The 13760-nt window shown below is 47.6% G+C and carries 9 protein-coding genes; 2 read left to right on the top strand and 7 right to left on the bottom strand.

What is annotated here, in order from left to right:
- Nucleotides 1-69: 69 nt before the first annotated feature.
- Both E0D71_RS03575 and E0D71_RS03570 read left to right on the top strand, forming a co-directional pair.
- On the top strand, nucleotides 70-864 hold the full coding sequence (locus tag E0D71_RS03575) for an NAD(P)-dependent oxidoreductase (protein ID WP_133001905.1): 795 nt from the start codon (nucleotides 70-72) through the stop codon (nucleotides 862-864).
- A gap of 25 nt (nucleotides 865-889) precedes the next feature.
- Complete coding sequence (locus tag E0D71_RS03570; RefSeq protein ID WP_133001904.1) at nucleotides 890-2485, top strand: aldehyde dehydrogenase (NADP(+)); 1596 nt, start codon at nucleotides 890-892, stop codon at nucleotides 2483-2485.
- A 118-nt stretch (nucleotides 2486-2603) separates the two neighbouring features.
- On the opposite strand, the gene E0D71_RS03565 is transcribed toward E0D71_RS03570, so the two are convergent.
- From E0D71_RS03565 to prpC, 7 genes are all read right to left on the bottom strand, one after another.
- The gene (locus tag E0D71_RS03565; protein ID WP_133001903.1) at nucleotides 2604-4217 is read right to left on the bottom strand and encodes a TRAP transporter large permease; all 1614 of its coding nucleotides are present in this window, start codon (nucleotides 4215-4217) and stop codon (nucleotides 2604-2606) included.
- Nucleotides 4218-4234: 17 nt separating this feature from the next.
- Nucleotides 4235-4912: a TRAP transporter small permease gene (locus E0D71_RS03560; protein ID WP_133001902.1), complete on the bottom strand. Its 678-nt coding sequence runs from the start codon at nucleotides 4910-4912 to the stop codon at nucleotides 4235-4237.
- A 148-nt stretch (nucleotides 4913-5060) separates the two neighbouring features.
- A complete protein-coding gene (locus tag E0D71_RS03555) occupies nucleotides 5061-6065 on the bottom strand; it encodes a TRAP transporter substrate-binding protein (RefSeq protein WP_133001901.1) in 1005 nt (334 codons plus the stop codon).
- Nucleotides 6066-6356: 291 nt separating this feature from the next.
- Nucleotides 6357-8516, bottom strand: a complete 2160-nt coding sequence (locus E0D71_RS03550; protein ID WP_133001900.1) for a GNAT family N-acetyltransferase — start codon at nucleotides 8514-8516, stop codon at nucleotides 6357-6359.
- Between the two features lie 58 nt (nucleotides 8517-8574).
- Nucleotides 8575-10614: a Cache 3/Cache 2 fusion domain-containing protein gene (locus tag E0D71_RS03545; protein WP_133001899.1), complete on the bottom strand. Its 2040-nt coding sequence runs from the start codon at nucleotides 10612-10614 to the stop codon at nucleotides 8575-8577.
- A gap of 425 nt (nucleotides 10615-11039) precedes the next feature.
- Nucleotides 11040-12527, bottom strand: coding sequence for a 2-methylcitrate dehydratase (prpD, locus tag E0D71_RS03540; RefSeq protein WP_133001898.1), 1488 nt, complete (start codon nucleotides 12525-12527; stop codon nucleotides 11040-11042).
- An 85-nt stretch (nucleotides 12528-12612) separates the two neighbouring features.
- Entirely contained in the window at nucleotides 12613-13755 is a 1143-nt protein-coding gene (gene prpC, locus E0D71_RS03535; RefSeq protein ID WP_133001897.1) for a 2-methylcitrate synthase, read from the bottom strand.
- Nucleotides 13756-13760 lie beyond the last annotated feature (5 nt).

Here is a 13760-nt window from a genome sequence, read left to right as displayed (position 1 = left end):
GCTATGGGTTCGCTGAGTCGATAACAATGATAAAAATTCCGCTGCATGAGTGGATCAAAAGGAGGGAATATGAAACGTGTGCTGATGACTGGCGCGGCCGGTAATCTAGGTAAAACCATGCGAGCGTCATTGGCCGATTGGGCTGATGAACTGCGTCTATCCGACATTGTAATGGTGGATGACTTATTACCGAATGAAGCGTTTGTGGCGTGTGATTTAGCGAGTGCAGAAGACGTGATGTCGCTGGTTGAAGGCTGTGATGCCATTGTGCATTTTGGTGGTGTATCGACAGAAAATACCTTTGATAATATTTTAAATGGCAACATCAAAGGGACTTATCATATTTACGAAGCCGCAAGAAAGCATGGTGTGAAACGTGTCTTCTTTGCGAGCTCAAATCATGTTGTAGGCTTTCATCAGCGCGAAACCCTACTAGACGCCCATAGCCAGATGCGTCCCGACAGCCTATATGGTGTCTCCAAAGGTTTTGGCGAACTTCTAGCGCAGTATTATTTCGACAAATTTGGTATTGAATCGGCTTTGGTACGGATAGGTTCTTGTTTCCCCAAACCGTTAAACCGCCGCATGGTGTCTACTTGGTTAAGTGAGGGCGATTTGGCCGATTTAATCAAAAAGGTTTATGCCGCGGATCGCTTAGGCTGCACTGTCATTTATGGCGTATCGAATAACGCCAGCACTTGGTGGGACAATCGTCATGCCAAATTTATCGGCTGGTCTCCGCAAGACAGCTCGGCGGTATTCGAGCATGAAGCCTATTTGCAAGAAGAGTTGGTGGACCCAAATGATCCTGCGGTGCGTTTTCAAGGGGGTATTTTTGCAAGCGACGGGCATTTTGAAGATTGATTTTTTTATCTAAGGAGAGTGATCGATGCAAGGTTTAGGAAACGTACAGTTATCAGGAAAAATGTTAATTGGCCAAGCGTCCGTAACGGGGCAAGAAGAAGTTATTCGAGCGATTAATCCAGCCACTAATCAGGCGCTAGAGCCCGCTTATGCAGGGGCTAACCAAGATCAAGTCGACCAGGCTGCGAGTTTAGCATGGCATGCTTTTGACACATTTAGAACGGTTAGTATGGCGTCTCGTGCCGACTTTTTAGACGGCATTGCGGATGAGATTTTGGCGCTTGGTGATGCCTTGATTGAACGCGCTGTAGCCGAGAGCGGTTTGCCGCGCGCTCGTATTGAAGGCGAACGTGGCCGGACCATGGGGCAATTACGTTTGTTTGCTCAGGTGGTGCGCTCGGGTGGTTGCTTCGATGCGCGTATTGACCATGCGATGCCTGAACGTTCTCCGCTACCGCGCTCTGATTTACGTCTGCAAAAAATTCCTCTTGGTCCTGTGGCTGTGTTTGGCGCGAGTAACTTTCCATTGGCATTTTCGGTGGCTGGTGGCGATACCGCCTCAGCGCTAGCGGCAGGTTGCCCTGTGGTAGTGAAAGCGCATCCTGCCCACCCAGGTACTTCTGAGCTGGTGGGTAAAGCGATTCAAAGTGCGGTGAGAAAATGTCACCTTCCAGATGGTGTCTTTTCCCTTATCTATGGTGCGGGCCACTTTATTGGTGGCGCCTTGGTGTCGCATCCGCTGATCAAAGCGGTTGGCTTTACTGGCTCACGACAGGGCGGTTTGGCCTTGTTAACAATAGCAGCACAGCGTCCAGAACCGATTCCTGTTTACGCAGAGATGAGCAGTATTAATCCGGTGTTTGTGATGCCAGATAAATTGGCAAAAGACGCGGCGTCGGTGGCGTCTGGTTTTGTCGCCTCTCTCGCCATGGGCGCAGGCCAATTTTGTACAAACCCAGGCTTGGTGTTGTTATGTGGTGAAGACGGCGCCGACGAGTTTATCGCCAAAGCCAGTGACGAGGTTCGCAGCCTAACCAGTCAGACTATGTTAACGCCGGGCATTTGCGATGCGTATTATCAAGGTGTGAACAGTTTGGCACAAAATGCTCATATTACTCAGTTGGCCGCAGGGCAGCGCAGCGAACAAGCGAACCAATGTCAGGCTCACTTATTTGTGACCGATGCCACGGCTTTCTTGGCCGACTCGACAATGGAGCAAGAAGTGTTTGGGTCTTCATCTTTGATCATAAAATGCAAAGATATGAGTGAAGCCCATGCTGTGGCCGAGAAGCTAGAAGGGCAATTAACCGCAACGATTCAAATGCTCGATGCCGACATAGAAGCGGTAAGACCTCTGCTGCCTGCGTTGGAGCGAAAAGTGGGACGGATACTGTGTAACGGTTATCCGACAGGCGTGGAAGTTTGTCATGCCATGGTGCATGGTGGGCCTTTCCCAGCCACATCAGACAGTCGAACCACGTCAGTTGGCAGTGCGGCGATAGACAGATTCTTACGCCCAGTTTGTTACCAAGACTTTCCGGCCGCATTGTTGCCAGAAACGGTTCAGGACGCGAACCCTTTGTCTGTGCCGCAGTTGCTAAACGGTGTGCTGACCTCGTAATGCAGACAGACTAGAGAAACAGCCAAGGAAAAAGGAGCAGACTAAATGCTCCTTTTTTTGGTGTAAAAAAAGGCGCCCCGAAGGACGCCCAAAACCAAAATTAAAGGTCTTCTATTGATTAATGGACAATCTCTGGCCCCATGATGCTGTATGGCAACATAGTAGAAAGCGCAGGGATGTAAGTAACCAAGACTAAGAACACCATCAACACGAGCACGAACGGCATTGCAGCCTTAACGACTCGTGCTAAGCTCATTCCGGTGATACCTGAGGTCACAAATAGGTTCAAACCAATAGGCGGCGTGATCATACCGATTTCCATGTTAACCACCATGATGATACCAAGATGGATAGGGTCAACGCCCAGTTTCATCGCGATTGGGAAAACCACAGGCGCAACGATCACCAATAAGCCAGATGGCTCCATAAATTGACCGCCAATCAATAGTAAGATGTTGACTGCGATCAAGAAGGTAAACCAGTTAAAACCGACGCCTAGCATCCATTCTGTGATCATCTGAGGAATACGCTCAGAAGACAAAGTATGAGCAAACAACAGGGCGTTGGCGATGATGAACATCAGCATAATGGTGGTCTTGGTGCCTTCCAACATGACCTTGCGGGACTCTTCACCAAATAGGGCAGGGAAGAAGCCGCGTAGCATAAGAGACAAGTTACGTCCCCAGATAGGCAAGCCGGCTGACAAACATACGAGGATAGACTGCTCTAGTTTTGCAGAACGTTTGTAAACGTAGAATATGGCTAAGGCCACCGACATAATCGCTCCCCAAAGGGCACGGTCACCACCGGTGATGGTGTCGCTGCCGGCGAGAGCGAAGAACGACATGATTTCCCAAACAAGGAAAAAAGACACGCCATAAACCGTACCGTTGAAACCAACACGGGCATGAGCGGCGTCGTTATCATTGGTCCACGTTTGGCCTTTCAATGGCCCCATATCGCGGTAAACGAACAGCGCGACAAAGATGGAATATACGGCGGCGACCACGGCGGCTTCTGTTGGCGTAAAGACACCACCATAAATACCACCCATGATGATAACCACAAGGAACAAGCCCCAGCCCGCTTCTTTACCGCCACGAACAAGATGGCCAAAGCCTTTCCATTCTTCAGCAGGAAGGTTCTTAATGCGCGCCACAACGTAAATGGCCAGCATCAACATACCGCCTGCTAGCAAGCCAGGAATAACACCGGCCAAGAACATACGTCCAACAGACACATCCGTGGCCGCTGCGTACACCACCATAACGATAGACGGTGGGATCAAGATGCCTAACGTACCGGCATTGGCAATGATGCCAGAGGCGAATTCTTTTGAATAACCAACTTGCTGCATACCAACGATCGCGATACTACCAATAGCGACAACCGTTGCCGGTGATGAACCAGACAAGGCTGCGAACATCATGCACGCCAATACAGACGCCATGGCTAAACCACCACGGAAGTGACCAACGCTGGCAATGGCGAAGTTGATCAAGCGCTTTGCCACACCACCGGTCGACATGTAAGACGAGGCGAGAATGAAAAACGGGATGGCCAACAAAGTATAATGTTGACCCGCCCCAAACAGGGAAATTGCAACCGATGACAAAGAGTCATGGGAGAAAAACGTAATAAACAGGATGGACGATAAGCCCAACGAAATACCAACTGGAATACCGATAAACAGCATCGCTAGTACAAAGGCAAATAAAATAATGGCTTCCACAATAAGCTCCTAACCGGCTAGTCTTTTAAGGCGTCTTTGTGTTCTTTGACCAGATCTTGTGCTTCATGGCCACTGATCAACATGTCACGTTTGCCACGTGCTATATCAATGAAGGCCTGCAAAGAGCGGAGAGAGAGCATTGCTAAACTGATTGGCAGAATGACCAGTACTAACCAGCGCTGAACGCGCGGACGTAAATCAAACGCTTCTTGCATGAAGAGCGGATAACGAAGCTCTTCGCTGCCGATGCCAATTTTGTACATTTTTGACCAATATTCGATGGCCCCGCCGCGGGTGTCTATGCCCAATAACGCCAGCCAAGTGGAATCAAGAAGAATCAAGCCATACATGATGGCGGCGAAAGCGCCGAATAGAGAAAGGGCTTTGGATACCTTTTTAGGAACCGCATTGAGGACAATGTCGACACCAAGGTGAATGCCTGTTTTGATACCATAACTCATACCAAGAAGGATCAGCCAAGAGAAGGCGATGGTATTGAATTCTAGCGCGGCGTCCCAGCCTGTATTGAAACCGTATCGCGCAATAACCTGACCAAATGACACCACCATAATCGAGGAAATGACAATGATCATCAGGTTTTCTTCTGCACGCTCCATGACTCTGGGGAAGCATTTTTCTAATGCCCAAAGTACGAGGACGAAAATCAATAAATAAATATGTGGCCAGTATGCCATTAGTGTCTCCTGAACAAATATAAGAGCGGCGCCAGTCGGTAACGAAAAGAGGGGCGTATTCTCAAAAGAGGGTAAAAGAAAGCCTGTTACCTAGCTGGCAAAAGCTGGCCTAATTAGGCCAGCTCATTGCTGGGTACTAAACGATAAATTACGCGCCTGCGGCGGCGTTAATAACGTCTTTACCGATGTCACCTTCAAACTTTTTCCAAACAGGTTTCATGGTATCAACCCAAGTTTGACGCTGTTCTGCTGTCAAAGTATTGATCTTACCGCCTGCTTTTAGAATGTTGGCACGGTTTGCCGCTTCTTTGGCTTTAACCGATTCGTTCGCTTCTTGAGTCACTGTGTCGGCAATGGCTAGGAATTGCTCGCGGTCAGCCGCGGAAAGGCTGTCTAGGAAGTCTTTAGACGTCATGAACAAGTAAGCCAATAATTGGTGGTTTGTTTCAGTGATGCTGTCTTGAACTTCGTAGAATTTTTTCGTGTAGATGTTAGACCAGGTGTTTTCCTGACCATCTACTACGCCGGTTTGCAAGGCACCGTATACTTCAGAAAACGCCATGGCTTGTGGTGATGCGCCCATGGCAGAAATCATGGATTTTGCCACGTCGGACGTTTGTACACGGAATTTTAGGCCTTCCGCATCGCTTGGTAAGATCAGTTTTTTGTTGGCAGAGAAGTATTTCATGCCAGACATCCAATAACCTAAACCAACGAAACCTGCGTTGTCTTCCATTGCCATCAACAAGTCTTTACCTTCTTCCGTTTTGGTAAAGCGGATCGCGTGGTCCATGTCTTTAAAGATGAAAGGTAGGTCGAAAACGCCGTATTTTGGAGAGTAAGAACCAAATTTAGACAAAGACGGTGCAAGCAACTGAACATCCCCTAATAGTAGGGCTTCAAGCTCTTTTGAATCACCAAATAGCGTCGAGTTTGGGTATACAACGACACACAACTTGCCGTTCATTTCTTTGTTTACGCGATCTGCGAAGTTATTGGCCGCCACGACTTTAGGGTGGGTTGTACCGCCAGTTACGTGGCTGAATTTGACAATACGTTCGCCTGCATCACAAGCGGAAGATGAATCTGCAAAAGCACTTCCTGCGGAAAAGGTAAGCGCAAGAGTAGTTAGGGCTAAGCTGAGTTTTTTCATTGTTATTGGACTCCAAAACTGAGTAATTATTATTGTTGCTCGTTTAATCTTTGTTAAACGGATAACAAGGTTAATAAATAACGTTGCAGCATTAGTTATTACACATTTTGTGCCAATTCTTTATGAATTTAATTAAGCTTTTGATTTGTATATAAAAATAGCATGATTATTTTTTGTGAAGTTAATTTAAACCGAGCAGATAGTGTTGTTTTGGGTGGAATTCCGCCCAAATTTTTTTTGTTAATGGGTGAAAAGTCACACATTTAATTAAATCGAGACCACACGGCCTTTTTACATCGATAATAAAGCGTCAACGACGGACTTTAAGTGTTTTTCTACTTGTTTCTTGGTGTTTAATTGGAAGGCGGAAAAGTCGACTTTATTCGCTGGTTGGCGGATTAACGCATTAAGCAGCGAGTAATCTGGGTGCGTTACGGTCAGCTGCTGGCGGCTGATTTTACTTTGCACTAGGCGAGTGAGTTGCGCTCGTATGGTGAGGTAAGGGCGGTGGTGATGCACAAATAAGAGAAGGTCTTTTTTATCTTTGTCGGAAATGGTGTCGCAGACAGGCGGATTTTCACCCCTAGACTCGTTAAACCTTGTGGTTATGAGGGGCGTATTTTCCACAAGCGGCATTGCCAGTTTATCGGCTAAATGAGCATCAATGTCTGAATAATCGCGTGGCAAGTTAATGGTGAGATTGGCTAAATAAGAATGATGCCAGTGCGCTGCCCGCTGGCGAGCCTTGTCTGTGAGTGGTTTTACCATCATCAGGGAATAGCAGCCGCTGGCCTGATCTTTCGTGGTGCCTAAGCGCACGGGCACAAACGCATTTTTTTGCCAAAAAGCCACCACATCGGCTGTTGCAGCAAAACTCGTGCACAGAAAATCACACGCTTCGTGTGCGTTTTTTTGTTTCGCGGTTGCTTCAATGTGGTTAAGCAGCTCGCTGGCCATGCCTTTGTTTTGCTGGTTTGTTTGGGTGGCAATACGGCTGATACGCCAGTAACGGTATTGGCCTGCGTCTTCTATGCCTTCATGGGCCAACAAGGATTGCGGTATTAAATGCCCACGAGGACGTCGCGTCCCTTGCAGCACCGCGCTACTGAGTTCATCTGGTAAAGGACCTTCTTCGGTGACAATGGCCACGCTATGAAGATGATCGCCTTGCATCGATAAATACGTTGAGACAGAAGGGTCATCTAATACCCAGCGTAGGTTATCAGGCGAGGTTTGATAATGTGCACTGACCAAGAGTTGAAAGGTTTGTGATAAGGCGGCTGTTTGGGTTAACCATTCGGCTCCCTTGATAACAGAGTATTCGAGAACAGCGTCATCGTGCTTGGCGACAGACAGTGGTTTTTTTGTGTTTTGCTCTGGGGCTAAGAAGAAACAATCATTCATCCAATTTTCCAGTGGGTCATTTTCCCCCCACCGAATAGGGCGACGCAAAGTCAGTCGTTCCAGCGGTAATAAACAGCCATCAGATTGTGCTTCCAAATAACGGCAGAAGCGTATGCCAAAGCCTTTTCCTGCGCCTTCATAGCCATAATCTGTGGTGCTAAAAAGACAGTGCTTGGCTTTTTTATTGAGCGCCATCAGCATCGGAAGAGGGATACTAGACGCCTCATCGACCAACAATAGATCCCAATGAGTGTCACTGGAGAGTAACGCGTCAGGCGCAAAGAAAGGGAACTCCGCGGTGACTGCTGAGTGCTGTAATTGCTCGTCAAAGCGCTTTTTGAGTGTCGTAATGGCGGTTTGATTGGCGGCGGTCAAAGCGACTTTTTTCCCTGCTTGCAGCATTTTGGCAAGACTATCACCGAGCAGTGTGGATTTCCCACGTCCGCGTGGAGCGATTAGAACATAGGACTTTGCTTTTAGGCTCAGTAAACAAGCTTGTGCCGCGGTTTGCTCTTGAGTTAACGGGGCGTTTTCATTAAGGCGATCCAAGGCTGGCAAAGGTGTTTGTTGGTGCGAGTGACCCTGACTGGATAGGACAATAAAAGGGGATGAATCATTTTCCAGACGTGCCAGTAAAAAACGCTTGAAGCTGGAGTCTATCTGCTCGCTTTGATAAGGCCATGGCAAATAACGGGGCAGATCTTGGTCGACAACAGACAACCAATCTTCTTCAGGTAAGGCGATGGCGAAGATACCATTGCCGCGCACTGTACCTGCCAAAATAGCGAGCGCACTGGCGGATACTCCATGGGTTAAATCCACCAAGATGGCATCGTGGCTGCTGCCCAGCTCTTGTCGTGCTTGTTTGAAGGAGCAGGTTCGAAACGCTGTGTTTTGTGACGGTGCAAGTTGTTGATATGGTTCAACATCATGGGCACAAATAAGCGGTGTGGTTAAGTGCTCACAAAGGCGTAAAAAGCCTGACAACACCTCAGGAGTAGATCCTTTAAATAAAAAACAATGGCGGTGGTTGTCGGCTGAATACATAAAATCTCCTCATGGTCAGCGTATGATACTGTGACCATGAGGCATAGCCAACTTAAGCTTATTTAAGCGTGAAGGCGTCTAGATCTTTTTGTAGAGATTTCGCCAGTTCTCGAATGTGCTGGCTGTGTCCTTGAGAGATATCCGATTGTTGCAATGTGGCGATGGCTGCCTCTTGCAGAGACTCTGAATTCTGACGAATTTGAGTGGCCGCGACACTTTGCTCCTCGGTGGCCGCTGCCACATTTGTAATGCCCGTTGCGACGGTCTGAGTGGATTTGAAGATTTGATCTAACACCTCTCCTGCGTACATGGTCTGCTTGACGCTATTGTCCACTTGTTCACGGCCTTTGTTCATTTCAGTCACCGCTGATCGACTGTTTGATTGCAGGGTATCAATGACCTTGCGAATTTCTTCAGTCGATTGCTGAGTGCGTTGTGCAAGCACACGAACTTCGTCGGCGACGACTGCAAAACCACGTCCATGCTCCCCAGCGCGAGCGGCTTCAATGGCGGCGTTTAGCGCCAATAAGTTTGTTTGCTCGGCGATTTCATTAATCACAGTCGCAACGGCTCCGATGTTGTTGGAGCTGGCTTCGACACTGGCAATGGTTTCAGAAGCTTGGCTAAAAGCGAACGACAACTTACTAACGGTTTCTTCAACTTGTTTCACTGCTTCATGGCCGCTTTCCGTGGAGACTTGCACCGCAACGGATTCGCTCGACACCTCGGTGGCGCTTTGGGCGACTTCTTCAATGGAGGCGGAAATTTGCGTGACTGCCGACGCCACTTGAATGCTGGCATCTTTGCTGTTGTTCGCGCTTTCTTTTAAATCTAAGTTGGCATTTGAGATGGCTTGTGTGGAGGCGAGCAATTCATTGCTAGACATTAATACCTTATTGATCAGGCTAATAAGGCTATCCCGCATACGTATCGTATCGTTCTGTAATAAGTCAACTTCATTGCGACTGTTGTGATCTTTGTTGCTGGAAAACTCAAACGCCAAATTTCCTTGCCCTAGCTGATTCAAGCCATAAGAAATGTCTTGCAGAGGTTTTAATGCGCGGCGAATGAAAATCCATAAAATGCAGGCTAAAAAGAGTGACGCAAATGCACAAAGTAAGCTAATTCCCCATAACACACCGTTTACTTCTTCCTTGTACTCATCATCGTAAGATTTCAAAGCAACGACCCAATCCCAGCCAGGCACTTTTTTGAAGACAATTTTAGATGGGCGCAATGTGTCGTCTTGCCCCGGTATTCTTAGCGCATAACGGGTAATGCCTTTATCGTGTTGATACATTTTATCTAAGGCACTATTTATACTTGGGTACATTTCTATCAGGTTTTTGCCAACTATCTCTTTATTTGGATGAACGAGAAGAGTGCCTTTATGTTCGCCGCTATTGGTAACGTAGACATAACCACTTTTGCCGAATTTAATGTTATTGAGAGACTGAGCAATGGGCGCAAGAACGCTGGCGTAAGGAATCAAAAGCTCATAATAAAGATCAGATGAGCCGCTGACCTTTGCGTATCGAGCAAAGTAGTTTTGTTTATTAATGCCTATTTTACCGGCAAACACGCGACCTTGCTGAATCGCTTTATAAGCAAGGGATAAACGAGGAATCTCGCTGCCAATGGCGGGTTCTCCTCCAATCTCATCCAGTGAGCTGGTTAAACGAATAAGCTTGCCACCTTGATTAATGATTAATCCAATTTGCAGCTCAATACTGCTGGCGAAATGGCTAATAAAGCGATTTTTACCATTGAGTATTTGCTCGTCCAGGGACAAGGTTGGAACCTGATAACCCTTCATGTTTATGGTGTTGCTCTTATCTACTTTGAGATCGTCGAGCGCTAAGTTAAGTAACTCTCCATCGCGCAGCGTGCGGCGGTTTAACTGTTCGTACTTATCGTGTAATTGATTAGAAATCAGTTCGACTTCTTTTTCTTGATGACTGGTGACTATTTTATTGATTTGCTCACTAAAGAGCATTCTCATCAACAGAATGAGCAACAAAAAAATAATCACAACGGCCGATAAGGCACTTAAACCGAGCTGCTGCGGTAGCGGCGATTTTTTTAAATAAGACAACATGCTTTATTCCTTAATAGAGAAGCGAGCGTACGTTTAAACATTTAAAGGGGGAAACGCTAAAAACCACTAGGTATAGCTTGGCTGGACGCTTTATGGGCAATTAAAAGCGTCTCTTTGAGGCAATGAGTGATTCTTTAAAATTCTGGTGTTTTTATTATTGTGAGGCGATCTATAAAAATAATTTATAGGTTATTGATTAAACTTTCAATTTTTTAACGAATTCTTTAATAAAAACGGGCGGATGATAGTTTTTTTAGCGGGCCACGGTAAGCACCTAATAAGCGGTTTCATATTATCTACGAAAAGCCGGATGATTAAGGAGAAACTCAGGGGGAAAGAAGGCTTTCTAAGGAAAAAAATGCCCAGAGACAAAGGTCTGTGAGCATTATGTGACTGCTTGGGTTTACGCTTTAGCTAAACGCAGATTACGCGATAACAAATAAATCCATAAAGCGATTCACAGGGGTTTGTTCTAACTTAGTTTGGTCTTTGCAAAGGGTGAAGATGTTTTGGCACTGACGGCTTGGAAAACGTGTTGCCAAGTTGTTTTTAAACTTCTGCTCTAAGAGCGGAATGCCTTCTTCACGACGACGGCGATGGCCCACTGGGTATTCGACAACCACTTCGTCTGTGCTGCTGCCGTCCTTGAAGAACACTTGGATCGCGTTGGCGATGGAGCGTTTGTCCGCTTCTAAGTATTCTGCGGTGAAGCGTTTGTCCTCAACAATCTCCATTTTCTCGCGCAGTTCATCAATAATAGGGTTCGCTGCGTGGAAGTCGTCTTCGTAATGCTCGGCAATTAAGTTACCAAAAGCCAATGGCACCGCTGCCATGTATTGCAAGCAATGGTCGCGGTCGGCGGCATTGGCTAATGGGCCTGATTTCGAGATGATACGAATCGCAGATTCATGAGTACGAATGACGATTTTGTCGATCTCAGCCAAACGGTCTTTGACTTGAGGGTGCAGAGTCACGGCGGCTTCAGCGGCCGTTTGAGCGTGGAATTCTGCCGGGAAAGAAATCTTAAACAAGATGTTTTCCATCACATAGGTGCCGTAGTCTTGGGAGAAAGAGAATTGACGCTCTGCTTCTGGCTTGATCGCTTGGTCTTTGTTTGTTTTCGCAAAAGACACATCATAGAAGCCCCATTGTGGCGCGGTTAGCACACTTGGTACGCCCATTTCACCACGCATCGACATGTCCGCTAGACGTACTGCGCGCGAGGTAGCGTCGCCCGCTGCCCAAGATTTACGAGAACCGGCATTTGGTGCATGGCGATAAGTACGCAGCGCCGAACCATCGACCCAAGCTTGAGAAATGGCCGCCATGATTTGCTCACGGTCGCCGCCCATCATTTTAGTGACAACGGCTACAGAAGCGACTCTGACCAGTAATACGTGACACAAACCCACGCGGTTAAAGGAGTTTTCAAGAGCGATCACACCTTGGATCTCGTGCGCCATAACCATGGCTTCTAGCACTTCGCGCATGGTAAGAGGCGCTTCGCCATTCGATAAGCGAACTTGTGACAAGTGATCAGCAACGGCCAGAATACCGCCTAAGTTGTCAGAAGGGTGTCCCCATTCTGCCGCCAACCAAGTGTCGTTGTAATCAAGCCAGCGAATAATACAACCGATATCCCAAGCGGCTTTAACAGGGTCAAGGGATAGCGAGGTGCCAGGCACACGCGCGCCATTTGGTACCACTGTGCCTTGTACGATGGGCCCTAAATGCTTAGTACATTCAGGGAAGCGTAGGGCAAGCAAGCCACAGCCTAGGGTATCCATCAAGCAATTACGAGCGGTGTCGAGCGCTTCTTGGTTGGTGACTTTATAATCAATCACATAGTCAGCGATGTCTTGGATGACTTGATCATAATCAGGGCGGTTATTTACATCTACGTTGGCGCTCATGTTCTTTCCTTTAAAATAGAAGAGAGTTATTTTTGTTATCAATAGGGTTCTGAAATAGCCTGTCTAAATACCATTGAAGATAGGCTTATGGCCGATCGTCTATGGCGATCCATTCTGCATGGTCTGGGCCGGTATAATCTGCGCTAGGGCGAATGATCCGGTTGTTCGCTCGCTGCTCCATGACATGGGCAGCCCATCCAGTGATGCGAGAGCAGACAAAAATGGGCGTGAACAACTGGGTTGGAATGCCCATAAAGCGATAAGCACTAGCGTGGAAGAAGTCGGCGTTACAGAAGAGTTTTTTCTCCCGCCACATCACAGCTTCACAGCGCTCTGAAACGGCGTATAAGTGATCATCGCCGGTTTCTTCGCTGAGCTTTTTAGACCATTTTTTGATGATGTCATTACGCGGATCACGCTCGCTATAAATGGCATGACCAAAGCCCATGACTTTTTCTTTATTGGTGAGTTTTTCCAGGAGGGCAGCTTCGGCTTCATCGGCGGATTGCCAAGGCTCGATCATCTCCATTGCGGCTTCGTTTGCTCCGCCATGCAGTGGGCCACGTAAGCTGCCAATGGCACCGGTTACACAAGAGTGCATGTCCGATAAAGTGGAAGCACAGACACGAGCGGTAAAGGTAGAAGCATTGAATTCATGCTCGGCATACAGAATCAAAGAAACGTTCATGACCTTGGTGTGTAATTCGCTCGGTTCTTGGTCGTGGAGCATGGTCAAAAAATGCCCAGCCAAAGACGGCACGTGACTATTCTGGGTGTCGATGCGCACGCCATCATGGGTAAAGCGATACCAATAAACAACCATGGCAGGTAAGGTGGCGATCAGGCGGTCTGCAGCGGCCAATTGGCCTGAAAAGGCGTGCTGTTCAGAACTTAGCTCTGGCTCAAGGTTGCCTAAAAAGGAGCAGCCAGTGCGCATGACATCCATAGGATGCGCGTCTTTTGGTATTAGCTCCAAAGCGGCTTTTAGTGCTTCTGGCAGACTGCGCAGCTGCATCAGTTTGTGCTCGTAATCTTGCAGCTGAATCCGATTTGGCAAGGCGCCATAGAGTAATAGATACGCCACTTCTTCAAAGCTTGCATGGTCGGCTAATACATCGATGTCATAGCCTCGATAGGTTAACCCTGCGGCGGCTTTACCGACGGTACAAAGCGCTGTTTCGCCTGCACTTTGACCGCGTAGCCCGGCACCAGAAAGTACTTTAGCCATGTCGT

Origin of the sequence: Marinomonas sp. KMM3893 (assembly GCF_004352855.1) — a bacterium.
GTDB lineage: Bacteria > Pseudomonadota > Gammaproteobacteria > Pseudomonadales > Marinomonadaceae > Marinomonas > Marinomonas arenicola.
This window is presented reverse-complemented; position numbering and strand designations above follow the sequence as displayed.

What these genes read in the sequence shown, in the direction of transcription:
- E0D71_RS03575 (WP_133001905.1), top strand. Translation starts at nt 70, where the DNA reads ATGAAACGTGTGCTGATGACTGGCGCGGCCGGTAATCTAGGTAAAACC.
- E0D71_RS03570 (WP_133001904.1), top strand. Translation starts at nt 890, where the DNA reads ATGCAAGGTTTAGGAAACGTACAGTTATCAGGAAAAATGTTAATTGGC.
- E0D71_RS03560 (WP_133001902.1), bottom strand. Translation starts at nt 4,912, where the DNA reads ATGGCATACTGGCCACATATTTATTTATTGATTTTCGTCCTCGTACTT.
- E0D71_RS03555 (WP_133001901.1), bottom strand. Translation starts at nt 6,065, where the DNA reads ATGAAAAAACTCAGCTTAGCCCTAACTACTCTTGCGCTTACCTTTTCC.
- E0D71_RS03550 (WP_133001900.1), bottom strand. Translation starts at nt 8,516, where the DNA reads ATGTATTCAGCCGACAACCACCGCCATTGTTTTTTATTTAAAGGATCT.
- E0D71_RS03545 (WP_133001899.1), bottom strand. Translation starts at nt 10,614, where the DNA reads ATGTTGTCTTATTTAAAAAAATCGCCGCTACCGCAGCAGCTCGGTTTA.
- prpD (WP_133001898.1), bottom strand. Translation starts at nt 12,527, where the DNA reads ATGAGCGCCAACGTAGATGTAAATAACCGCCCTGATTATGATCAAGTC.
- prpC (WP_133001897.1), bottom strand. Translation starts at nt 13,755, where the DNA reads ATGGCTAAAGTACTTTCTGGTGCCGGGCTACGCGGTCAAAGTGCAGGC.